The sequence below is a fragment of the Halothece sp. PCC 7418 genome, assembly GCF_000317635.1.
GTDB lineage: Bacteria > Cyanobacteriota > Cyanobacteriia > Cyanobacteriales > Rubidibacteraceae > Halothece.
The window spans coordinates 330,650-354,408 of record NC_019779.1 but is presented as its reverse complement, the minus strand read 5'-3'; the positions used below and the strand labels follow the sequence as shown (position 1 = coordinate 354,408).

The window sequence follows — 23,759 nt, the reverse complement described above, 5'->3', positions numbered from 1 at the left end:
AACTATCATTATATCTTTGCTCGACTAACGGTCAGAATCTGCACTGTTAATTTAAGATTGCGTCCTCTTCGTCACGTTTCGACTTCTTCATTTCCTATTGTGAACCCTTCTCTGAGAATCATGTCTTCCTTGAGAAGGGAATTATCTCTATTCAGTCGATTTGTTAATAATTAATTAATGATTTCTCAAGCCAGTTCTGCTTATATTCACATTCCGTTCTGTCGTCGTCGCTGCTATTATTGTGATTTCCCAATCAGTGTCCTTGGTGATGGTGGGGGAAGCGTGAATCGGGTTCAGGCGATGGAACGATATGTCGCCGTCTTATGTCAAGAAATTCGTCGGACTGCACAGTGGTTTCCGAGTTCGGGTTTAAACACCGTTTTTTTTGGCGGGGGAACCCCCTCTTTATTACCCGTTTCAGAACTAGAAAAAATCTTGGTTGCTTTAGATCAAGTTTATACCATTGCTAAAGATGCAGAAATTTCCATCGAAATTGATCCGAAAACTTTCGACTTGGATCAACTGAGGGCTTATCAGCGTCTGGGAATTAATCGCTACAGTCTCGGGGTACAGGCGTTTCAAGATGAGTTACTCGCCCAAATGGGACGGACGCATCGCGTAGATGATATTTACAGCGCGATCGCGCAATTTGAACAATTAGGGATTGACAATTTTAGCTTGGATTTAATCTCAGGCTTACCCCAACAAAGCCTCTCTCAGTGGAAAGCCACCCTCGAAAAGGCGATTGCTTTGTCTCCCCCTCATTTATCTTGCTATGACCTCATTGTTGAACCGAAAACTGTCTTTGACCGTCAAGCAGAAGCGGGAACATTACCCTTACCCGCCGATGAAACTTCTGCACAAATGTATCGTCTTACTCAACAACAGTTAACTGCTGCTGGTTACACTCACTACGAGATCAGTAACTATGCTTACCCTAATCACCAATGTCGCCATAATCGCGTCTATTGGGAAAATCAATCCTACTACGGGTTTGGCATGGGAGCAGCGAGCTTTTTAGGAGGACAACGCTTGACTCGACCTCGTACCCGTCGTGACTATTCGAGTTGGGTGCAAAACCTAACTAACCCGAATCATGAACTGAATCAAACCATCAATAAGGATTCTGATGAGCAACTATTAGAAATCCTGATGCTGGGTTTAAGATTGCCAGAAGGCATTGATTTGAGCGCGATCGCGCAGCAGTTTGGAGCAGAGAAAGTGGGACAGATCACGCAAACCCTTCAACCTTATTTTGATCAAAATTGCGTCATTTTGGGTAATATAGATCACGATCAATGGGGACAGTTAAAGTTGACTGATCCTGAAGGGCTTTTGTTCTCCAATACAATTTTAGCGGACTTATTTAGCGCGTTTTCCCCCTGAAGTTCGCTAAAATATTAACTTCAAATAAAAATTTCGACTCTTTTTATTAAGAAATATTTAATTTTTGAGTCAGCAACGACTTTGAATAATTCTCTTAGGAAACTTAACATGAATGGTATCACTCCTCAACTCGAATTTACTCCAGAAGAAGCCTTTGTTGCCCTTGCCATTGTTACCGTTGCCATTGACGGCGAACACGCAGAAGCAGAAGAAATGGCAGTGACCCAAGCGATTTTAAGTGCTGAATTATTTGCCACTTATCCTGCTGATCAATTAATTGCTATGATTAATCACTCATTTCAATGTATTCAGGACAAGGGGATTAATACAATTCTAGAAAGCGCGATCGGGAATCTGCCTAAGAATTTATGTTCAGAAGCACTGGAAGCACTAGCAAAGATTATTATGGCGGATGGAAAAGTTTCCTCAGAAGAAAAACAATTACTCAATCATTTTGGTCAAGCCTTTGCCATCCCTGAGGAAAAAATCACCGCCACTTTAGAAAGCTGCTCTTAGAAAATCCTGTGAGGGGATTACTCCTCCTCTAGTCCGACGTTAATATTGTTCAAGGGGCGACGTTTTAACTCTTTCGATTTCGAGCGAGGCAGTAAGTCAAAAACCTCACGAAACGCATCGTCAATGCGCTCAAAACTCACTTGTCCGACTTCATCAAACGCAACTTCTCTCTCTTGATCGATAATCACAGTTTGGGGGACGAGTCCGCGATAGTAATAACCCGCCTCTGTTGGCGTGAACTCATTTTCATCCGCCAGCATATCGACGTTAATGGGGATAAAACTTGCTGCTCGTCCATAATAGCGCTGTAACTCGGAAACGGTTACGGAAAAGGCTTTGCAATCTTTGCTGTCTTCCAGATAAAAAACGAGTAAACTCGGCTTTCCTCCACGCATCGATTCCGCAAGAGACACTTTAGGAGGCACTAAAGCTCCATTTCCTGCATACAACGCAAAGATATTGCCATCATAGCGATCATCCTCTAAACTCGCCATGGCACTGGATGTCATCCCTAACCAGAGCGCGATCGCGACAGTACAAACTAAGATCACAGTAGAAACGCATTTGCCAAGAGCAGTTATTTTAGACATAAATCAATTGAAGGGGATTAAATCTATAGTATTTTCACTAATTTTAAGGAAAGATTAATTGCTTATTATCAATGATTAGCGTCAGCTAAGCAAGAAACCATTAATTTTTCTAACGAGGAGTCCTGTCTGTTGCACATCATTTCACGATTCAGTATAATATAGGTTTACTATAGTAATTTCTTTTTAGATCAATTTTCTCTTCTCGGGAAATTCATCCTTGGCTTCTCCCCCCTGCTGCTGATCCCATCCTCGATGCAGGATCACTCAAGAGATAGAGTTAGCAAAACCTTAATTTAAACTAAACTTTTTAATTAGTCTTTGCAACCAACATAATCGGTAAAGCAGGTTTAACTTCTGACGCGGTAATGGCTGAGGAAGAGGTAACTCTAACCCCAAGACTATTCTTTGAAAGTTAAGAAAAGGTTAAGCGATTACTAAAATGCTGGCGATTGCTCGGAGTGATTTTGTTCTTGGGCTTAGATTGCCCAAACTGCAATTTCTCAACTCATCCATCGTTCACTTAATTTTCACATTTAACCGTTAACCTACTCCTAAGATTTTAAGGAGGTCAATCCCATGATGCCAACAACCTATGCCAAATTCTTACGATTTTTGAAAGAAGAATTAGCGATCTCTAATGATTCGATCGCGATCGCGCAACGTCACTCTCAACGCAATACAGATCCTTTACCGATGCTGCTGTGGCAATATGGTTTAATCACCTTAGAACAGCTAGAACGGATTTATGATTGGCTAGAAACGGTATAAGTCATAGTTGAGAGATGACTGACCGTTTCCAAAAGATGTCAGTGTCTAAGTTCCCTAGGGACTTTGAGGCTGTGCTGGTGAGGATTCAGAGTAAGAGGGGTCATCAATCAGATTAATACGACCAAGGGGCCAAAAACGGACAGCAGCGCGACCAATAATATTTTTGCGGGGCAAAAATCCCCAAGAATGGGAATCATAGCTATTATTACGATTATCCCCTAAAACCAGATAGTGATTCTCTGGAACAGTGACTGGACCAAAACTATAATCGGGTTCATCAGCGAGGTAATTTTCAGAGAGGGGTTTTCCATTAACAGTTACCACTCCTCCACTCACCATTATGGTTTCTCCAGGAAGACCAATAATCCGCTTAATAAAGGCATCATGGTAGCCCTGACTTTTCAAAGTTTCTGTGGGAGAGAAAACAACAATATCCCCTCTTTCTGGAGAGGTAAAGCGATACCCGATTTTTTCAATCAAGAGGCGATCATCAATTTTTAAGGTGGGCAACATGGAAGTCGAGGGAATATAACGAGCTTCCGCAACAAAAGTACGAACGCCAAACGCCAAAACAGCACTTAACGCCAAGGTTTTTACCCCTTCTACCCAAGGATTTTCAACATTATTTTCAGACATTGAGTCACAAATCAGTTCTAGGCTAAGTATAAGCGATTCATAGTTGACACTTTTACATTTTGACACTCCGCGCGATAAATCGACGCGGATTCTAGAGGTTGCCTAACACGAGGCGGGACGTATAAAGTTCGGAAATGAATTCCGAACACAGTCCCTTGCTAAAGCCGTCGTGTTAGACTTCCAGCTAGTTTGGGGGACTGTCATCGACCCCGTCCTTAGAATCGACCGCATCCATTACAGAGACGGTTTTCTTAAGATTCAAAGGACATGAGAATCCAACCCATTTGCCGATATTCTGGGCTGCATTCCAATCAGCGTTACATTTATAACCATCAAAACCCGTAAACCAATGACGGTTCCGTTTACCAATCACTCCATTGCGATGGTCTGACTTGCTTGTATAAGGCGCAGGAACCGACTCGACTGGTACTCCAGCCAGACTTGCTTTATATCGGGTAAACTGTTCTAGCTGATAGAACGCCCAGTGGTCACGGTTCTTAGAGGCATCAGACTTAGTTTTCTTCCGTTGCTTGGAAGTTTGTCTAATTCCTGATAAATCTTCAAATCGTAACCCCATTCCATAGTCCTGAGCCAACTGCACCAGTTGCTTAGAGACAATGTGGTTAATGTGGGTCATAATTGGAGCGTTCTCGTTGCTCTAACTGCTTGACCTTTTTGAGCTTTTTGGCTTCTTGTAATTGCTTGCGAGTTTTTTGAAACTTTCGTCTGAGCTTCTTCACGCGCCCTGCTTTCCAGAATTTACCAAAACTTTTGGGTAACGCAGCTACAGCGAGATTATTCTGTCCTCTATCGACTCCAATCCAACCTTTAACTTGATTCGGCTCAGGAACGTCCATTGAGACACTAATCAAGACATACCAAATTCCCTTCTTAGACTTGCATATCTTCAGGCTCCCTAGTTTCACCTGACCCAATATGGCTTTGTCTAGAACTTTTGCCTGAGAGGAGGAATGGACTTCTAGAGGGATGCGTTTCTTTCTGCCTCGATAAAGGTTAAAAGAAACCGTGTATAACTCTCCAGACTTGGTTATTTTGTAACCTTGGTTGTTAACTTCTAGCCACATCCGCTTAAAACGCTTTGCTTTGGTTTTAGCGTTGGTGTTGCGGATGGTCTGGTTAATCCACATTGAGCCAAGTTCTAGATGGCTAAAGCTAGCACTGGTCAACTCTCTGCGCTCCTTCTTGCTAAACCTGAGCAGGTCATTAGCCACTTGCGTGTTGAGGGCGGTTAGCCTCTCAAATTCGCTGGCTTTGACCTGATTTAGTCGATAGAAGGGAAGTTTTAGAGTTAGTGTTTGCTTAGCCATACTTTCACAATAACATATCCTGCATAAGTTTGTAGGATACAAAAGGCTAAAGCCTTTAAGTGTCATTCATGAGGGGCTGTGTGCGGAGGTTTCCTCCGCACCTAGAAAGCCCCGTCCATCCGTTTGAAACGGATGGCTCTCTGACTGTGTTCCTGTAGAACTAAAAAATGTCTGAGCCTACTGATCTAATTATTCATCACGCCGAGATTCTGTATCCTGATGGTCATCTGGAAAAAGGAGATGTCGCGATCGCGCAAGGAAACAGACAAGAAATTGCATCTGAGATTGATCGTCATGCTTCTGAAGAAATTAATGGCAAAGGTTTAACGCTACTGCCAGGTGTTTCAAGCCCTCTCCTCGATCCTTATGTAGCAACCATAAATGGATTCCATATCAATTTCCACTTAGTTTAATTGTGTTTGACTTGGTTTAGAATCCCGAATCAGAAGGAAAATTCGAGTGATGATGATACCAAAAACTAAACCGAAAAAATGTCCTAAAAAACTCACATTTGCCACACTTAAATCAAAGATGATTTGTAAACCAATAATGACAGCAACTAACCGTAATCGTTCTTGAGCCAGTTTTGATTTATCCTGTCGCCATCCCCGCCACAAAATCATAAAAGTTGCTCCCATTAACCCCATAATTGCAGCAGACGCACCGACTAAGATTTCATCTCCTTGTCCCGTTTTTAGAGTCACTAGCGTGAAGATTGTAATCGCTGCTATGCCACTAATGACATAGATGATTAAGTAACGAACCCATCCCAAATAACATTCTACATAAGGGCCAAGAATCCATAATCCCAAAAGATTACTTCCTAAATGAATTGAACCATAATGGAGAAAATTAGCAGTAAAAAGTCGCCAAGGTTCTCCAGAAATAATTGCCTCAGGAACTGCTGCTCCTAATTGATCAAGGGTTTCTAAATTTTGACTGCCTCCTTGTTGAATTTCCAAGATAAAAACCAGAATATTAATCAGCATTAAACTATAAGTAATATTGGCTTGAGTCGGTGCTATCTTGATCGCGCCACCATAATTAATTTCTTCTTGTAAGTCCTGTTTCAAAGCTGCAATGATGCGGAGTGATTCAGCCGTTAAAATCAATTGTGCCTCAGGACAAGGTTCACTCAAGCGAGCAGCGATCGCTGCTTCTAAAGCCAAGTCTTTGTTGTTGATATTGAATAAAATCTTCTGTCCAATTTCTTGATTTCCTGCTGCTATTTCTGCTGTAGCAAGCCAAAAGTTCTGGACATTTTTGGGATAAACTTTTAAAGCAGAAGCAAAAAGTTTTTGCACTTCTTGAATCTCTCCAGCAAAAGCAAAAACATATAAGCGAGCCAAATTAACAGTCATTTCATTCCCTAAATGTTTCAGTTGATGCTGATGAGATTGAACCGCCCAAATCAAACCATTTAAGTCGCCAACTTCTCCTAAAGTTCTTAGATAAACTGTGGCAAGGCTTGAATTTTGCCATAATTGTTGATGAGAAATTTCTGTTTGTAGCCAATTTAAACAATCTTGCCAACGGGCTTCTATACGAAAGCGAATCGCTTGAGCCGTATATTGAAATCCATAGTGGGGTGGTTTAGAATACCGATTCAAAAGTGCTTCTGCTGTTTCGATATCGCCTTTTTGGGTTAATGCTAATGCTCTTAAAAATTTGGGTTGTTCTTGCCAGCCATCTCCCAGATGAAGCCAAGATAAACAAGAAGCGAGTTGTTTGGCTTGCTGAAACTTTTCTTGGTAAACCCAATGGTTAACTTGCCTTAAACCAAGGGTTGGTATTAAAACAAACACCAACCATAAAAATAAACCAATGAGACCCACTTTTTCGGGAGCAAACCATAAGGAAACTCCCATAATACTCAGAATCCCGATTGCGACTCCTAACCATCCCCAATTACTACGAGAACGTAAAACTCGTATAATTAACGAACAACAAGAAATGATCACTAAGAAACGCAAAATCGTGTTTAAGTCCATTAAGTATTTGGAGTCTCAAAATAAACCAGTCAAGGGAGGCAACTTTCCCAAGTATAACTTATATAGCAGTTTTCACGCTTCTTGGGGTACATCTAAATTTTTGTTCTTTGTTCTTTGTTCTTTGTTGGTTGTTAATCAATGAACCACGAACTATGAACCATGAACATCCACCGACTCGCATTACGTACCTCAACCAACTAGGAAACGCCATAGCAGTTTTCACGCTTCTTGGGGGACATCTAAATTTTTGTTCTTTGTGTGCAGACTTTCCAAATAATAATGACCTGCTTTGCCAGACAACCGTGTCGATGAAAGCAGGTCATTAGTCCTGTGAACCGTTTATGCCTGATTAAGGTTGATTCCCATTTCATCTGCCATTTTTTGCAAGCCCTTCTTTTGCAAGGTTTTAATGGCTTTGGTGGAAAGGGTCAGTTTGACCCAACGATTTCCTTCGGGCCACCAAACACGCTTCGTTTGTAAGTTAACATTCTGTAGCTTTTTTGTTCGGCGGTGAGAGTGGGAAATGGCAAAGGCGTTATTTGCTTTCTTTCCAGTTAGTTGACAACGACGACTCATAAATCATTTCTCCAAAAAAAGAATCCGTTCTCCATCATACCAAGCAGAAAGATAGAGACAGCCCGATCTGATTCAGATTATCATTGTGGACATACGATGACAATTTTTTCAAAGCCCCTGTCCTTTTAGATAAATTTAATGCAGAATCATGTCTATTGCTCCCCCAGTTCTTTTAGTTGATGGCTATAACATCATCGGTGCTTGGTCCGAACTCAAGTCCTTGCGCGATCGCGATTTAGAAGCTGCCCGTGACCGTCTTGTTGATACGCTAATCAATTATACGGCAAGTAAGGGCTATCACACACAAGTTGTATTTGACGCTCACTTCCAGACGACTCCTAAGTTTCGTGAAACGCAAACCCCTTATTTGTCTGTTTACTATACCGCTTATGGCGAAACAGCAGACACTTATATTGAGAAATTTTGTGCAACTAATTCTCGTCAAGGAAAAGTGGTTCAGCAAAGGTTGATTGTTGCCACTTCAGATCGCGCTCAACAGCTAACGGTTTCTGGTTATGGTGCAGAATGGCTTTCTGCCCAACAACTGGCTAATGATGTCATTGGTGCAAAGCGAAAAACTAAAAGCAAGCAGCGATCGCGCCGAAAATCCCAAGGGCGTTTTTTAATGGATGCTCTTGATCCTAAAGCGCAGAAACAACTGTCAAAACTGCGTCAGAGCTTGTAGGAATTGGGAAGATGGAAAAAAAATTCAGATTTTTTTGGAAAAAGTGTTGACAGTCCCTAAAAGCTACGTTAGATTATTAAAGGACTGAACGACGAGCCCCCATCGTCTAGAGGCCTAGGACACCTCCCTTTCACGGAGGCGACAGGGATTCGAATTCCCTTGGGGGTACTCAGCAAGAGAGCTCTAGAATTTATCTAGGGCTCTTTTTTTTGATTGCGAGATGATTGCTAGAGACTTTGATCATCAAGTAAAGAACAAATTAAGAACATTAAACAACGAAGAAAAAAGAGACTTGTGACAATCAGATAAGTGGACTATTAGCTGAACAAAGGAGAGGGCTGAAGTACGCTATAGATAAAAGATAGCACTGATTCAATTCATCGCGTTCCCACCGTATTTGATATTGATCTTCCCTGAAGTTTGCACTAAAATCAGAAACGTTAGAAGATTCAATTTCGTGTTGATTACTAGGTCTTAAATTTTGGTGTGAGGTATGATGTCTAATCTTAAGTTTACTCATTTATTTAAAGCTGCTCCCATCCTCCTCGGTGCATCTTTCATTGCTGCTCAAGCACAACCCGTTTTAGCTCAAAATGCTGGCAGTTCTGAACAAGAACTTTTAGAGCAAATTGACAACTATAACAATCAAGGAAACACTGACTCCTTAAACCAAGTTAATAGTGTTTTCCAACTTCGTGATGTTTCCCCTGGAGACTGGGCATTTGAAGCGCTCCGCAACTTAGTTGAGCGTTACGGCTGTATTGCAGGTTATCCTGATGGCACTTATCGCGGAAACCGTGCTTTAACCCGTTATGAATTTGCTGCTGGGTTAAATGCTTGTTTACAGCAAATTGAACGTCTCATTGCTGCTAACGCGGGCGGTGAAGTCACTCGCGAAGATTTAGCAACTCTGCAACGCTTAACCCAAGAATTTGAAGCTGAACTTGCTACTCTCGGCACTCGGGTTGATAATTTAGAAGGTCGCGTTGGTTTCTTAGAAGATAATCAATTCTCTACCACCACTAAATTAAGCGGTTCGGTTGTCTTCTTCGGGACTGCTGCCTTTGGTGATAGCGATCATGATGGCAATCTTGCTGGACAAGAGACCGACAGTAACCCTGGTTTTGTTTATGATGCCGTTTTAGACTTTGAAGCCAGTTTTACGGGAAGAGATGAATTAAAAGTTAGTCTCCAATCTGCTAACTTTGGTGCTTTTGAAGATGGTGGTACCGGTGTTGGTGATGCAGGTCTTGATAACGCCGAAGATACTGGTAACAGCTTCGAGATGGAAGACTTAATTTATAGCTTCCCACTCGGACAAAACATCCAAGTTGAAATTGGGGCCCTTGACTTTGACCCTGACTCTGCTTTTGACTATACCTACGGTAGTGGCGCTGAACTCAGTGACTTCACCATTGACGGGGAAGAAGCCATTTCTGATGGCACTGGCGCGGAAGATGATGTCGGTATCAGCACGAATATTGCCTTAAGCGACCGTCTCTCCTTTGGGGTTGGCTACACCACAAACGACTCCAATGCCACTGATCCGAGTGTTGGTCTTTTCCAAGATTACAGCGCTGCGGCGGGTCTGAATTATGGCGGTGACAACTTTGATATTGGGCTTGCCTATAACTACACTGAAACCGTCGGTGACAGTACAATCTTAGCGGATACCCTCGATGATGTCGGTGGTGCTGGCACTGCTGCTGCCTTCAATGAAGTCACTCAACATGCGGTTGGTGCTCGCGGTGCACTTCGTCTTGGGTCTCGTACAGAAATCGGTGGCTTCGTTGAATACATCGACTTAGCATTTGAAGATACAAGCACTGATACCGAGCTCGATACTGATGGCTGGTCTTTTGGGGCTAACATTGCCTTCTTCGATCTTGGTAAAGAAGGATCTAAGTTAGGGCTTGCTTTTGCCAGTCGTGCTCAGTTTGAAGATGGTGAAATTTCAGGTGCTCCCGATATCACTTTACAAGAAGATCGGACTTACATTGGTGAAGTTTCCTACGATTTTCCTGTTAACGATAACGTCTCTATCACTCCTGGTTTAATCGCTGTCTTTAATCCCAACCGCGATTCCGATAATAATGAAATCTATATTGGTGTTATCCGCACTAGCTTCTCTTTCTAAAAGCTAAAGCGAGTTATACATACAATACAGAAAAAAACTACCCCCCCATGAGGGAGGGTTTTTTCTTTCTGGATTTCTACAGCAATCCTGAAGAAATTTTGATTTAAGCAATAATGCGAACTTGCTCTTCTCGTCGGGTTAAACTATCACACAAGAAGCGCACAATGTATTCTTGGAGGGCATAGGCGAGGTCAGGGTGCGCTTGTTTCATCTTTTCAAAGGTATCGCGATCCAGGCGATAGAGTTGACTGGGATGATCCGCAACCACAAGGGAAGAAAGGGGCGGTTTGCCATAAAATCGCATTTCTCCTAAAACTGACCCTTGACAGTGGGTTTGCAAGCGTTTGGTTTGACCATTGGGTAAATCTAAAAGCACACTGACTTGTCCCGACTCAATAAAATATAAACATTGTTGATCCGCTCCTGCTTCAAAAATGACTTCCCCCGCAACAACACTTTGAGGAACTAGATATTCCGCAAAATCTTCTGCTTGTTCTGGCGTGAGAAATAAATCGGTTAGTTGTTCTTTTAAGGAACTTTTTTGACCTGTTTCTGGACTATTCTCTTGTAAGAGTTGCTTTTCACACCACTCTAGACCGCGATCTAAATCGGGTAAGATATGGCATCGTTGTTCTTCATCATCAATCCCTCCCCCCTGGCGAAGCTGCGTTTCTAGTTTTGGCAGAAGATTGGTATAGACTAAAGTCAAATTTTGTTGACGGGCAATTTTTAACAGTTTAATAAAGGTGAGAACGCCAGATGCATCGAGTCCTTCTACTTCTCGAAAATCAACGATAATGTAATTTAAGGGCTGTTCTTTAATTTTTTCCACGCGATCGCGCACTTGTTGTAAGAGATAATCTGCTGTCCCGAAAAAGACATAGCCTTGCAATTCTAAAATATAAACTTTGTCGCCTTTTTTGCTTAAACTTTCCCGTTCTAGTTCGGTGCGATGAATATTACTTCTAGTGGTAGCAATGGAAGAACTGTGTTTAACAACATTTAATTGGCTATAGTTAAACATGAAGGAAATAACGCTCATAATAAAACCAACTGCAATTCCTTCTAAGAAGCCAACAGCATTGATAACAATTAAGGTGACAATAACAATTAAATAATCGGAGAAGCTAAGTGTAAACCAGGCCTTATAAACCCATTCTAATAGAAGAGCAAGCCCAAGATATAAAATCAATCCCCCTAAAATGGGTTTGGGAAATAAGGAAATCAATGATGATCCTAGAACCAGAACAAAGAAACAGAAAATTCCAGAAAAAATACCAGATAAACGGCTATTTGCTCCAATTTTATTCACCAGTAGTGTGCTGGGTAATGCTTGATTACCCGTCATCCCAGTGCCGAAACCTGAGGCTAAGTTAGCAATACCAACGGACTCTAATTCTCGGTTCAAGCTAATATCGCGACCAACCACTAATTCAATGCCACTATTACTTAAAACTAGAGACAGCAAACTAACCAGCATTAATGATAGAATTAATCCCCAATGAGAGGCAATCGCTGACCATTGAATTGCACCCAAATCAGATAAGGTGAGTGGTTTCCAAAGTCCACCAGAGGCAAAGGTTTCTAACAACCACCCTTGTTCTCTCGCTGCGGTTAGAGAAGTTCCAGTTCCCCACAAAACAGCATAGAAAGCAATCATGAGCCCAAACAACATTCCAGGCATGACTAAGAAATGATGATAGCGACTGGAAACAATTAATAGAATTAAACCAATGATCAATGCTGCTCCCCAATGGAGAAGCGGATCGGCAGTTAAAAAAGTAGATAGATTGGTAAAAGTTAAAGAGATATCAGTAGTAATTTGAATAGAACCAGATACTAATAACCATCCTGTTCCCGCCATAAATCCACCGACAACAGGATAGGGAATAAAGCGAATTTTACTGCCTAATTTTAAGCGTCCTAAGATAATTAGAAATAAGCCAGTTGCTAAAGAAGACAGCGCGATCGCTGCTAAAACAGTCACTAACATTTCAGACGAAGAAAGATTGACTTTTAAATCAGCAACAATTTCACTTGCCAAAATGGCGGTAATTGCTGTTGGTGCAGCTAAAGGGGTGGCAATCATTCCGGGAAGCGCACTAAAAATCGCAGCGACAAAACTAACAATTCCTGTGCTAAAAACCGTTAATCCCACACCCACACCTAATTCTGATCCTAAACTACCAGAAAAAATTAAAGCTGCATAAGAAATCGCTCGGATCACACCGATAATACCAGTAATGCCACCCGCCATTAAACTTAAAAACAGGTCTTTGGGTTGCAGACTTTGCAGCCAAGATTGTAAAAAATTGAAACGAACTTGTTGACGAGAGCTAACCTGATCAGTCATTCATCCCCCCTAAGGTACTCTGATCTAGCCTGAATTGCTTAGAGAAAACAAACTGTATTCAATGTAACGAAAACTAAGAATGAATTAATGCTTGCACGAATAGAAAAGATAAGCCACCACTAACCAGGGGAACCGTTAAATTATCAATTCCTAATTTAGAAATTGCCTCCAAACTGGTCGCGATCGCGCTGACCATCAATGAAATCAGCCAAATTTGCCAAAGATTACCTTGCGTCACCAGTAAAATTTGCCAGCAGATCAGATAGCTGACGATTGCCATAGTTAACGACCCTTCCCAACTTTTAGTGTTGCCAAAAACTTTGTAGGGATGACGACCCAAATCTTGACCAATCAATGCAGCCATACCATCTCCCCAGGCCATGGTCAAGATTCCAATGGCAGCATACTCTGGTGTTTGTGGGAAGAAGCCAGCAATTAAAATTCCCATACTCACCGCATAAAAAAACGTTCCCAGACTTTTCCGTCCCACACTGTTGATACTGGGTAAAATGGGGACAAAATAAGACAATAAGGCAATAATCGCCGCGATCGCTGCTGCACTCATCCCGATCCAAGCAGGAATGTGAAACCACCAAGCAATTAAGATCACGTTCCCTGCACCAATATGCACCACTTTGCGGGTTAATTCCACTTCTGAGGTCATGATTCGATTCAACACTTCTGCAAGGAGAATCACACCGCCTAAAAAAGCAATAACAATCACTAAGGGGAAAATCGGAACTCCCGAGGTCACTGATAATAAGAAATAAGACAAGGATTTCAACCGTTGCTCAATTGGATAATTTAAAGTTGACCGATCATTTTATGGGTTTGGGGGATCACCCGCACTCTGAATAAAGATTCTTTCAATAAACCTTGCCAAGCGAGCACTTGTTCTGGATTCGGAGGGAAAATTGCTTCTCGCGAAATCGGGGTAGCTGGCTGCAAAATCACAGGAATCTCTGCATTGATCTTAGCAATAATGCTTCTGGCTTGGACTAAATCTTCTTCACTGGTTTGATCCGAAACAATTAACTTGACAAAAAGGTTTGTTTGTGGTATGCAAACCCTTAAAAAGTCAGCATGAGCTTGCCAATGCTTTTCCCCACTAACACTGGGTAATTTCATATCCATGCCAATACAGTCAATATAATCAAGAAGCAGAGAGACCTGTTGTGGGCGATGTCCTCCCGTTTCCAAATAAATGGGTAAAGCAACTTCCGCTTTCAGTTGCGGTAAAAATTGCTGTAAAAACTTGGCGTGTAAAAGCGGTTCACCCCCAGTTAAGCTAATACTATCATGAAGATGATTTTGATTCTGTTGGCGAATCCAACTCAACAGTTGCTCTTGGGTAACTGGGTTAGCATAGACTTCAAAATCTCGCTGACCTGAAGTTTTCTCAATCCGACATTGAGAAATTTTTTCCCAAGTTTGCTCACTATCGCAAAAATGACATCGTAAGTCGCAACCGCCAAAGCGAACAAAAATTTGTCTTGTCCCGACGTTTAACCCTTCTCCTTGAATCGCGGAAAAAACTTCAACTAAATTAGCAGTAGCTGTCTTAACGGCGGTCATAAGTCTATGAGAATGATCTGAAGCTGGTCTTTCAGTGTATCGCAGAATTACAAAACTTACTTACCAGCCAATTAGAGGGTCACCTTTAAAAGAGTCGTCGGGTGGGCATTGCCACCCGACAAGGTAGTCCTTCTTTGTTAAAAGTGGTATCACATCACTGAACAGACAAAAAAATAGAATGAATAGATTACTCTAAAACAAACACCTTCGCTTCTTCAGGTTCAAGTTGAATCGGGAGCATCCCATCGGGTAGTTCTAATTCTTGATCCGTCTCCACAACTCGACCATGGGTGATTCCTTCGTCTGCCAAGGAAACGAGAAACTCTCCTCCTCCTGTGGAGTAAGTATAAAGGATGCGAGGATTGTTCTCTCCTTCTCGCAACATAAAAATATCTTCTTTTTGATTTGCTCCTTTTGGAGACAAATAACGAGTTTCCCCATATCGCAATACAGGATAATCCTGACGTAAATGCGCCATCCGTTTGGTCGTATCGTGGATATCAGCTTTCCATCCTTTATGTCCAGGCCAAATCATCATCGGACGATTAAAGGGATCGCCTCCAGCCCCAAACAAACCATCATGATCAGGATGATAGGGAATGGCAAGCTCAGTTTCTGTTCCATACATCACTAAAGGAACACCTCGCGCTGTGAACTGAAACTTAAGCAGACTTTTATAGGCTTCATCAGAAACATCAGGATAATAAGTTTTTAAGCGGGGTTTATCGTGGTTTTCCACAAATGTCACCCAGCCTTTCGCCTCCTCATCTGAAATATCATCGAGAGAAGCTGTGGGAATTTCTAGGGTTTGCGCTGGATTCATGATCCAATGCAGAAATCTGGTGAGGGCATCATAATTATAGAATTTACCTTTGCGTCCTAATGTGGTTTCCCGCAAAATATAAGTCCGTCCATCCCAGCTGCGATCGCGCGAGAAAAAGCGTCTGGCTGCTTCACTTAAATTAAAATCATATTGGGTAATCTCATCGGTTTCTCGCAGAAAATCAATACTGGCTTCGGCGCGATAACCGCCACCAAAGTATTCTCCGAGTAAAACCGCTTTTGGGTTAATCGAGAGGACAAAATCTTCAAAATCTTGCCAGAATCCTTCATTAATATGTTTGACTGCATCTAAACGAAACCCCGCGATCGGATATTGATCTTCATTAAAGGTTAACCAAAACTTCGCTGCATCTAATAAATATTGTTTCACCTGCGGGGCATCTTGATTTAAATCAGGCATACCCCCACTAATTTGCCCTTCTTCAATCAACTCCTTAGAAGCCGTATCAAAATCCCAAATAATCTTCGGTTCATGAAACCACCCTTGTGGATCTCGTTCCCCTGTTTTTGGATCCCAGTGCGTCGCCACTCGTTTTCCATGACGATAAACATCCCCATTATCGGCAAACCATGATTCTCCAAACAGAAAGCCACCCGCCCCTAAATTGGGGGGTTCTGTGGAAATATGCCCAGGTGCAGTTTGGTTCATCGTCAAATCAAGAATGACACCAATCCCCCGTTTTCCCGCTTCATTCAACAACCTACGGAAAATTTCATAACGGTTCTCGCCCTCATCATCAGGAGACCGAAAATGCTCATCAATTTCAAACCAATCTTTTGTCCAATAGCCATGATAAGGAGTCGAAACATGATTATAAAAATCATCCTCAACCGTTTCCGTCTTGTCGCGATATAAATAAGAATGAATATCAGGATGATAAAACAAGCCATTAGAATTATCCTGAATCGGAGATAAGACGAGCTTTGTCACTCCTAAATCTTCTAAATAATCTAATCGGCGAATCACTCCCTCTAAATCACCCCCCCAATACATTCCCATGTGACGATGAGTGGGATCATAAGTATGCCGAAGTAAGAGTTTATTCATCTTGTTATAAACTCGTTTTTCTGGGTCTGAGGTATTATCTTCAAAGGCATACTCAGGAATATTATTTCTGGCATCTGCATCTAAAAACCGATCAACCACAATGTAATACAAAACATCATTTTCTAGATTGCCGATGCTATTGTGATCATTTTCACGGCTAATGGCGGGTTGTTCTTGAATACTAGGGAACTCCGCTGCTAACGCACTTGAGGGAAGCAGTAAAAAGAATAGCCAAAATATAACCGCAACCACTAATAAAACCAGTAACGAGACTGAAACTCCGAGAATAGAGATAAAAACTCCTCTTCGGCAACTTTCCATAACAATAATCTTCCTAACTATTGGTATCTGCTTCTGCGTCCTTCACCATAGAAGGAACATCATCCAAGGCAATATTCTCAAATTGTGTTTCGGGTGTATAGAGGGCTTGCCAAAACTCAGGGAATTGAGCAATGATGACTTCTGAGTTGGGAAGGTTGATTTGATCAGACATTGAAGGCTCAACTTGAGCCACTTGTACTTGATCCACTTCTCCTAAGCGATCAAACCAAAGATCGCTGACATTATTCCCAACTGAAAACATTACCCCTGCAAAACCAGGGGCAATCAAAACAACGGCAAATACCCCACTGACTGTCGTTAAAAACCACTTGCGACCAATGCCATATTGACCGAAAAACATTTGTAATTGCCATAAGTAACCATACTTAAGGTTTTGCCAAATTTGATGTATCGACTCTGACAAATTGTAAAACTGTTTTTGCAAAGATTGTTTCTCTTCATTCCTTTCTTTTTCCAACCGATAGGCTTGTTGACGTTTCCAACCCGAAAACCGTTCTTCTAATGCTGAGATTCCTACATCAATCCACTCACCAATGTTATAACCAATGACATAGCCATAGGTATTCACCAAATAAAACGTCAGCATTTGGAAGAACGTAAACTGAATCACTGGTGCGAGATTCATTTCTCCCGACTGGAAAAAGAAAATCCCAACATTGTAAAGCGACCAACTGAGAACCAATCCCCCATAATCAACAAAGGGTTTGAGAAACACTTGTCGCAGAGGAACATATTCATTGGTTGTATTTAAGTCCTCATGAAGATATTTAGACAGTAACCGTTTCCACCAAGGACGAGGTTCTGGTGTCACTGTTTCACCAACTGTTTCACTAAACGGATTGAGTTGTCCATCCACCAACATCCGTCGTCCAATCAAAAAATAAACAAAGTATTGAATAATTGTATAGGGCAGTAACCCTGACCAAGTGAAGGCGCGTTCCCAAGGTCCCAAACCGGTCACAATCAAGAAAAACCCTAAATCGCATCCTACTTTCCAAGACAGAAAGCCCACCGTTTGGTCAAAAATTTTCGGTAAATCAGCACGAAACTGCTCAAAGAATTCATTTTTAGGAAGAATTTGGTTGATTTTCTCAACTACTGCATCCCTTAGAACCAGCTTCTTTAAAAAGATATCTCGTAACACAACATAGCTCGTTAGTGGGACTAAAATTTGGAATAATTTACTAGATCCGTAACGAATGCCCATTGGGTCAATTGATAGGCTAGGCAAATCGATCATAGGTTATTGTGAATCGCGTTATTTTTTTGGGACTGTTTGAGTTTGTAAACATTTATATTATCTTACCAGTCTTTCATGGAGTTGAGACGACAATTGTAGAATGAAAGGGTAGAAATTGAATCTAGAACGAATGGCTATCAATATTAAAAACCCAGATGTTGACCGCTTAATCCAAGAATTACGAGCAATGACGGGAGAAGGGCCTACAGAAATTGTTAAGCGAGCGTTAGAGCGAGAATATCAAGAATTACGACGAGAAAGACGACAAACTCAATTAGCGGAAAATTTATCTAAACTGCAAGAAATCGCTCAGACGAAAGTACAATACTTTGATCCCAATACGCTCTATGACGAAAATGGACTTCCTTTATGATTCTTGATACATCAGCCGTCATCGCGATCGCGCTGCGAGAAAAAGGCTGGGAAACGATTTACCAACAAGCGATACAAGCCCCAAAACTCCTCATCTCTTCAGGAACGTTACAAGAGTTACTGATTGTTGCTTGTCACAAAGGAATACTAGCGGAGGTAAGAAGTCTTCTCAATTATTTAGATTTAGACTATGTAGCGGTGGATCATGATTTGGCTTTGAAAGCGGTCGAGATTTATCAACGGTATGGTCAGGCTGGAAATCACCCCGCTCAACTCAATTATGCGGATTGTTTTGCGGTTGCTCTCAGTGAGGTTCATCAAATTCCGTTGCTATATGCAAAGCAACACTTCTCAGATGTTCAAAATTGAGGGATTTCTCTAACTGTTGTCATAAATTCCACTTTCCCGAGCGGATTATGGGAGATTCTGTTTTAAGATCAAAGTGGGAGGTGGTAAGCTAAGTGGGGAAATCACTCTCAATTCACAGAGTGGCTACTGCAATCTTTGACTTTTGCCTTCAATGAATCAAACGACCCCCAAGTCTTCTTCTCAGTCCTCGCACCTCCCAGAAAATCATGATGAGACTCAACACAAGCATGAGGCGTTAAATTCCATGACTGTTGCAACTTTAGAGCAACCTCAACTTAATTTACAAGAACTCAACAATCAATTCCAGAATGCGGATGCAAAAGAAGTGATCCAATGGTCAGCGCAAACCTTTGGTGATGGTTTAGTGATGAGTACCAGTTTTGGGATTCAATCCGCTTTGATGTTACACCTTGTCACCCGCATTATTCCTGATATTCCCATCATTTGGGTGGATACAGGCTATCTTCACGCTGAAACCTATCGTTTTGCGGACAAGCTAACCCAAAGACTGAATCTGAACTTAAAAGTTTACCAATCTCCCATCTCCCCTGCTCGGATGGAAGCCCTCTATGGGAAACTGTGGGAAAAGAAAGATCTTGAATCCTTAAATCTTTATGATCAAATTCGTAAAGTTGAACCCATGCAACGGGCGTTAGACGAATTAGGCGCAACCGCCTGGCTGGCTGGATTAAGGCGCGATCAAACCCAACATCGTCAACAACTTCCCCGCATTGGCGAACAATCTGGAATCTATAAGATTTTACCAATTTTAGATTGGCACTCCCGAGACGTGCATCGTTATCTCACAGAATATGATCTCCCCTATCATCCTCTATTTGATCAAGGGTATATGACCGTTGGCGATTGGCATTCGAGTCGCCCGATTTCTCTGAACGATGAACACGAAAGAGACACCAGATTTCAAGGGGTGAAGCAGGAGTGCGGACTACATCTCCCAAAGACAGATGGGGAAGCCCAAAGTTTTGATTCGAGTTCGTTATGATAAAAATTCTTCACGTTTCGGATCTTCATATTGGGAGTGGCTTATCTCATGGACGCACAAATCCAAAAACGGGATTGAACACTAGGCTTGAAGATTTTAGAAACTCCCTTCGCACTTGTATTGATCGCGCTTTAGCCGAACCTGTAGATTTAGTTTTATTTGGAGGGGATGCTTTCCCCGATGCGACTCCTCCACCTTATATTCAAGAGACATTTGCTTCAGAATTCCGACGGTTAGTGGCTGCGGAGATTCCAACCATTCTTTTAGTGGGGAATCATGATCAACACTCACAAGGGAAAGGAGGCGCAAGTTTATCCATTTATCGCACTTTGGGCGTTCCAGGCTTTATTGTTGGCGATAAAATTGAAACCCATCGCATTCCTACCGCCAAGGGAGATGTTCAAGTGATGACGCTTCCTTGGTTAACTCATTCTGCTTTATTGACCCGCCCTGAAACAGAAGGGCTATCCTTAGCAGATGTGAATCAATTACTCTTGAAAAAATTACAGCCGATCCTAGAAGCAGAAATTAGACGGCTTGATCCTAACCAACCAACGATATTATTAGCGCATTTAATGGCGGAACGGGCGGAACTGGGTGCGGAACGATTTTTAGCGGTGGGAAAAGGGTTTACGATTCCGATGTCGTTTTTGATTCGCCCCGAATTTGATTATGTTGCTTTGGGTCATGTTCATCGCCATCAAAATCTAAATCCGAAGGGACAACCGCCAGTGATTTATCCTGGAAGCATTGAACGGGTTGATTTTAGTGAGGAGAAGGAAGAGAAGGGCTATGTCTTACTTCATTTAGAAAAAGGGAATCCCCAGTGGGAGTTTTGTCCGTTACCCGTGCGTCCGTTTTTAACGATTGAGGTGGATGTGACGGAAAAAGAAGACCCGCAGGAAGCAATTATGGGCGCGATCGCGCGGAAAAAAATCCCTGATGCTGTTGTCCGCCTCAAATATAAGCTCCGTTCAGAACAACTGGACAAAATTGAAACCCGCAGCCTACAAAAAGCTCTCAATTTTGCCCACAGCTATACGATTTCACCCGAATTAGTCAGTCAGCTAGCCCGTCCTCGCGTCCCTGAATTTGGGGAACAAGTCAGTTTAGATCCCATGAGCGCCCTCAAAACCTATTTAGGGAATCGGGAAGATCTGCAAGAGATGTCAGAGGAGATGCTAGAAGCAGCAGAACAACTCCTCGCGGGACAAGCTGAGGAAGATACTGCTCAAAACAGTACCAAGGAGCAGTTAAAGTTACTCTGAGTCAAATGCTAACCACCTGTGTTCTCATTGACCAGTTACCAAAGAACGAAGGACAAATAACAAATAACAAAAGACATATAACTAACATAAATATTAATTTATTATTGCAGTTTGTAACAAATAAAGAATCTTGCCTTGACTTTTGGAAAGACATAAAAAAGGCACAGTGGTTATTTCAGCAAGTTTTCTCAAGTCTTTAAGTATTGTTAAGGAGTGTCAACAGTTGTCGAAACCACCCTCTATTATTTACAAGTAAGGTACAGCAGTGAACCGTAAAAAGGGATCAATTTGTTGTATCGAAAGACAACAATAGTGATCATAAATTTACGAAATGATTGTTCTTTAACGGTTCATTCCCAATCACGGGAATAACAGTTAAAACTGTCTAGAGAGGAGACCCCCTATGACAATTAGTCCTCCGGAAAATGAGGAAAAGGTCAGGGTAGCAGTGGATAAAGATCCAGTTCCAACTTCTTTCGAGAAGTGGGGTAAGCCTGGACACTTTGACCGCTCCCTGTCCAAAGGACCCAAAACCACAACTTGGATTTGGAATTTACACGCAGACGCACACGACTTTGATAGTCAAGGCAATTTAGAAGATATTTCGCGCAAAATTTTTAGTGCGCACTTCGGTCACTTAGCCATCATCTTCGTTTGGCTCAGTGGAATGTATTTTCACGGTGCTCGCTTCTCCAACTATGAGGCTTGGTTAGGCGATCCCACCAATATCAAACCGAGCGCCCAAGTCGTTTGGCCCATTGTTGGTCAAGAAATCTTGAACGCAGATGTCGGCGGTGGCTTCCAAGGAATTCAGATTACGTCTGGGTTCTTCTACCTCTGGCGAGCGTCGGGTTTCACCAACAGCTTCCAACTCTATTGCACCGCGATTGGTGCATTAGTCATGGCAGGGCTGATGATCTTTGCTGGGTGGTTCCACTATCACAAACGTGCTCCGAAACTGGAATGGTTCCAGAATGTGGAGTCCATGCTGAACCACCACCTCGCTGGTTTACTTGGGTTAGGCTGTTTATCCTGGGCTGGTCACCAAATTCACGTTTCTTTACCCGTGAATAAACTCCTGAACTCGGGAGTGGCTGCTGAGGATATCCCGTTACCCCACCAATTTATTTTGGATCGGAGTTTGATGGCAGAACTCTATCCCAGTTTTGAGCAAGGTTTAAAACCCTTCTTTACCCTCAACTGGGGAGAATATGCTGACTTCTTGACCTTCAAAGGTGGGTTGAACCCGACCACTGGTGGTCTCTGGTTATCTGACACCGCACACCATCACTTAGCCCTCGCGGTTCTGTTTATTATTGCGGGTCATATGTACCGCACCAACTGGCGCATTGGTCACAGCATTAAAGAAATCTTAGAAGCGCATAAAGGCCCCTTAACCGGTGAAGGACACAAAGGTCTTTATGAAATCCTGACCACTTCCTGGCACGCTCAGTTAGCAATCAACTTAGCAATGCTCGGTTCGGTCACGATTATTGTGGCGCAGCATATGTATGCGATGCCTCCCTATCCCTATTTGGCGACGGATTATCCGACCCAATTGTCTCTATTTACTCACCATATGTGGATTGGGGCCTTCTTAATTGTGGGTGCTGGTGCACACGGTGCAATCTTCATGGTCAGAGACTACGATCCAGCGAAGAATGTTAATAACTTACTGGATCGGGTATTACGTCAACGGGACGCACTCATTTCTCACTTAAACTGGGTTTGCATTTTCCTCGGCTTCCATAGCTTTGGACTTTATGTCCACAACGACACCATGCGTGCGTTGGGTCGTCCGCAGGATATGTTCTCCGATAATGCGATTCAACTGCAACCGATTTTCGCACAGTGGGTTCAAAATCTTCATACCATCGCACCGGGTGGCACTGCTCCCAACGCGATCGAGCCTGCAAGTTATGCCTTTGGTGGCGATGTTGTAGCAGTTGGCGGTAAAGTTGCCATGATGCCCATTGAGCTTGGCACAGCCGATTTCATGGTCCATCACATCCATGCCTTTACCATTCACGTTACCGTTCTGATTCTCCTGAAAGGGGTATTATATGCGCGTAACTCCCGCTTGATCCCCGATAAATCTGAACTCGGATTCCGCTTCCCTTGCGATGGTCCAGGTCGCGGTGGGACTTGCCAAGTTTCTGGTTGGGACCATGTATTCCTCGGCTTATTCTGGATGTATAACTCCCTCTCGATTGTGATTTTCCACTTTAGCTGGAAGATGCAGTCGGATGTTTGGGGAACGGTTTCTCCAGATGGCACGGTATCTCACATTACCTCTGGTAACTTTGCGACTAGTGCGATTACCATTAATGGCTGGCTCCGCGACTTCCTGTGGGGACAAGCAGCTAACGTCATTAACTCCTATGGTTCGGCACTGTCTGCTTATGGACTACTGTTCCTCGGAGCGCACTTTATCTGGGCATTTAGCTTGATGTTCTTGTTCAGTGGTCGTGGCTATTGGCAAGAATTAATTGAGTCAATTGTCTGGGCTCACAACAAACTGAAAGTTGCTCCTGCGATTCAACCCCGTGCGCTTAGCATTGTGCAAGGACGTGCGGTGGGCGTTGCTCACTACTTGCTAGGAGGAATTGTTACCACTTGGGCGTTCTTCTTAGCGAGAATTATTGCCGTCAGTTGACGGTTTCCCTTAAAAGCGGTAACACTGGTTTAAAAATCAGTAAACCAACTGAGGGCTGACCCTTAAAACGATCGTTC

Annotated in this window: 22 protein-coding genes and 1 tRNA gene; 12 read left to right on the top strand and 11 right to left on the bottom strand. The window is 42.5% G+C overall.

The window, feature by feature from the left end; translation table 11 throughout:
- The first annotated feature begins 177 nt into the window (after positions 1-177).
- Both hemW and PCC7418_RS01575 read left to right on the top strand, forming a co-directional pair.
- Positions 178-1,386: a radical SAM family heme chaperone HemW gene (hemW, locus tag PCC7418_RS01580; RefSeq protein WP_015224422.1), complete on the top strand. Its 1,209-nt coding sequence runs from the start codon at positions 178-180 to the stop codon at positions 1,384-1,386.
- A gap of 108 nt (positions 1,387-1,494) precedes the next feature.
- On the top strand, positions 1,495-1,902 hold the full coding sequence (locus PCC7418_RS01575; protein ID WP_015224421.1) for a tellurite resistance TerB family protein: 408 nt from the start codon (positions 1,495-1,497) through the stop codon (positions 1,900-1,902).
- A 17-nt stretch (positions 1,903-1,919) separates the two neighbouring features.
- On the opposite strand, the gene PCC7418_RS01570 is transcribed toward PCC7418_RS01575, so the two are convergent.
- The gene (locus PCC7418_RS01570; protein ID WP_015224420.1) at positions 1,920-2,492 is read right to left on the bottom strand and encodes a thylakoid membrane photosystem I accumulation factor; all 573 of its coding nucleotides are present in this window, start codon (positions 2,490-2,492) and stop codon (positions 1,920-1,922) included.
- A 576-nt stretch (positions 2,493-3,068) separates the two neighbouring features.
- Here PCC7418_RS01570 and PCC7418_RS01565 point away from each other — a divergent pair.
- Positions 3,069-3,260 (top strand): DUF2949 domain-containing protein, encoded by a 192-nt coding sequence (locus tag PCC7418_RS01565; RefSeq protein ID WP_015224419.1) that lies wholly within the window; start codon positions 3,069-3,071, stop codon positions 3,258-3,260.
- Positions 3,261-3,314: 54 nt separating this feature from the next.
- On the opposite strand, the gene lepB is transcribed toward PCC7418_RS01565, so the two are convergent.
- The 3 genes from lepB to PCC7418_RS21245 all read right to left on the bottom strand — a co-directional run bounded on the left by lepB (position 3,315) and on the right by PCC7418_RS21245 (position 5,224).
- Positions 3,315-3,896: a signal peptidase I gene (lepB, locus tag PCC7418_RS01560; protein WP_015224418.1), complete on the bottom strand. Its 582-nt coding sequence runs from the start codon at positions 3,894-3,896 to the stop codon at positions 3,315-3,317.
- 184 nt (positions 3,897-4,080) lie between these two features.
- Positions 4,081-4,533, bottom strand: coding sequence for a transposase (locus PCC7418_RS21250; RefSeq protein WP_315862140.1), 453 nt, complete (start codon positions 4,531-4,533; stop codon positions 4,081-4,083).
- On the bottom strand, positions 4,520-5,224 hold the full coding sequence (locus tag PCC7418_RS21245; RefSeq protein ID WP_315862139.1) for a hypothetical protein: 705 nt from the start codon (positions 5,222-5,224) through the stop codon (positions 4,520-4,522). Before PCC7418_RS21245 ends, PCC7418_RS21250 begins: the two co-directional genes overlap by 14 nt.
- 167 nt (positions 5,225-5,391) lie before the next feature.
- On the opposite strand from PCC7418_RS21245, the gene PCC7418_RS01550 reads away from it, so the two are divergent.
- Positions 5,392-5,637 (top strand): hypothetical protein, encoded by a 246-nt coding sequence (locus PCC7418_RS01550; protein WP_041596110.1) that lies wholly within the window; start codon positions 5,392-5,394, stop codon positions 5,635-5,637.
- Here the strand turns inward: PCC7418_RS01550 and PCC7418_RS01545 are convergent.
- Positions 5,629-7,215 (bottom strand): rhomboid family intramembrane serine protease, encoded by a 1,587-nt coding sequence (locus PCC7418_RS01545; protein ID WP_015224417.1) that lies wholly within the window; start codon positions 7,213-7,215, stop codon positions 5,629-5,631. The two genes, PCC7418_RS01550 and PCC7418_RS01545, sit on opposite strands and share 9 nt — an antisense overlap.
- Positions 7,216-7,554: 339 nt before the next feature.
- Complete coding sequence (gene rpmB / locus PCC7418_RS01540) at positions 7,555-7,791, bottom strand: 50S ribosomal protein L28 (protein WP_015224416.1); 237 nt, start codon at positions 7,789-7,791, stop codon at positions 7,555-7,557.
- Positions 7,792-7,939: 148 nt separating this feature from the next.
- Between rpmB and PCC7418_RS01535 the strand changes: the two genes are divergently transcribed.
- The 3 genes from PCC7418_RS01535 (at position 7,940) to PCC7418_RS01525 (ending at position 10,613) form a co-directional block, all read left to right on the top strand.
- Complete coding sequence (locus tag PCC7418_RS01535) at positions 7,940-8,476, top strand: NYN domain-containing protein (RefSeq protein ID WP_015224415.1); 537 nt, start codon at positions 7,940-7,942, stop codon at positions 8,474-8,476.
- 95 nt (positions 8,477-8,571) lie between these two features.
- Positions 8,572-8,644: transfer RNA gene (locus PCC7418_RS01530), tRNA-Glu, on the top strand.
- Positions 8,645-8,969: 325 nt separating this feature from the next.
- Positions 8,970-10,613 (top strand): iron uptake porin, encoded by a 1,644-nt coding sequence (locus tag PCC7418_RS01525; RefSeq protein WP_216086664.1) that lies wholly within the window; start codon positions 8,970-8,972, stop codon positions 10,611-10,613.
- Between the two features lie 103 nt (positions 10,614-10,716).
- Here PCC7418_RS01525 and PCC7418_RS01520 read toward each other — a convergent pair whose 3' ends face one another.
- From PCC7418_RS01520 to PCC7418_RS01500, 5 genes are all read right to left on the bottom strand, one after another.
- On the bottom strand, positions 10,717-12,966 hold the full coding sequence (locus PCC7418_RS01520; protein ID WP_015224413.1) for an SLC26A/SulP transporter family protein: 2,250 nt from the start codon (positions 12,964-12,966) through the stop codon (positions 10,717-10,719).
- Between the two features lie 73 nt (positions 12,967-13,039).
- The gene (locus PCC7418_RS01515; protein ID WP_015224412.1) at positions 13,040-13,741 is read right to left on the bottom strand and encodes a diacylglycerol/polyprenol kinase family protein; all 702 of its coding nucleotides are present in this window, start codon (positions 13,739-13,741) and stop codon (positions 13,040-13,042) included.
- Positions 13,742-13,770: 29 nt separating this feature from the next.
- Positions 13,771-14,541 carry a 7-carboxy-7-deazaguanine synthase QueE gene (locus PCC7418_RS01510; protein ID WP_015224411.1) on the bottom strand — a complete coding sequence of 257 codons (771 nt, stop codon included), beginning with the start codon at positions 14,539-14,541 and terminating at the stop codon, positions 13,771-13,773.
- Positions 14,542-14,728: 187 nt separating this feature from the next.
- Positions 14,729-16,753, bottom strand: a complete 2,025-nt coding sequence (locus tag PCC7418_RS01505; RefSeq protein ID WP_015224410.1) for an alpha-amylase family glycosyl hydrolase — start codon at positions 16,751-16,753, stop codon at positions 14,729-14,731.
- A gap of 13 nt (positions 16,754-16,766) precedes the next feature.
- A complete protein-coding gene (locus PCC7418_RS01500) occupies positions 16,767-18,014 on the bottom strand; it encodes a hypothetical protein (protein WP_015224409.1) in 1,248 nt (415 codons plus the stop codon).
- 130 nt (positions 18,015-18,144) lie between these two features.
- Between PCC7418_RS01500 and PCC7418_RS01495 the strand changes: the two genes are divergently transcribed.
- The 5 genes from PCC7418_RS01495 (at position 18,145) to psaA (ending at position 23,682) form a co-directional block, all read left to right on the top strand.
- Entirely contained in the window at positions 18,145-18,387 is a 243-nt protein-coding gene (locus PCC7418_RS01495) for a type II toxin-antitoxin system VapB family antitoxin (RefSeq protein ID WP_015224408.1), read from the top strand.
- Positions 18,384-18,755 (top strand): type II toxin-antitoxin system VapC family toxin, encoded by a 372-nt coding sequence (locus PCC7418_RS01490; RefSeq protein WP_015224407.1) that lies wholly within the window; start codon positions 18,384-18,386, stop codon positions 18,753-18,755. The genes PCC7418_RS01495 and PCC7418_RS01490 overlap by 4 nt, the downstream gene beginning before the upstream one ends.
- A gap of 244 nt (positions 18,756-18,999) precedes the next feature.
- Positions 19,000-19,758 (top strand): phosphoadenosine phosphosulfate reductase, encoded by a 759-nt coding sequence (gene cysH / locus PCC7418_RS01485; RefSeq protein WP_015224406.1) that lies wholly within the window; start codon positions 19,000-19,002, stop codon positions 19,756-19,758.
- Entirely contained in the window at positions 19,755-21,026 is a 1,272-nt protein-coding gene (gene sbcD / locus PCC7418_RS01480) for an exonuclease subunit SbcD (RefSeq protein ID WP_015224405.1), read from the top strand. The genes cysH and sbcD overlap by 4 nt, the downstream gene beginning before the upstream one ends.
- A gap of 403 nt (positions 21,027-21,429) precedes the next feature.
- Entirely contained in the window at positions 21,430-23,682 is a 2,253-nt protein-coding gene (gene psaA, locus PCC7418_RS01470) for a photosystem I core protein PsaA (RefSeq protein ID WP_015224404.1), read from the top strand.
- Positions 23,683-23,759 lie beyond the last annotated feature (77 nt).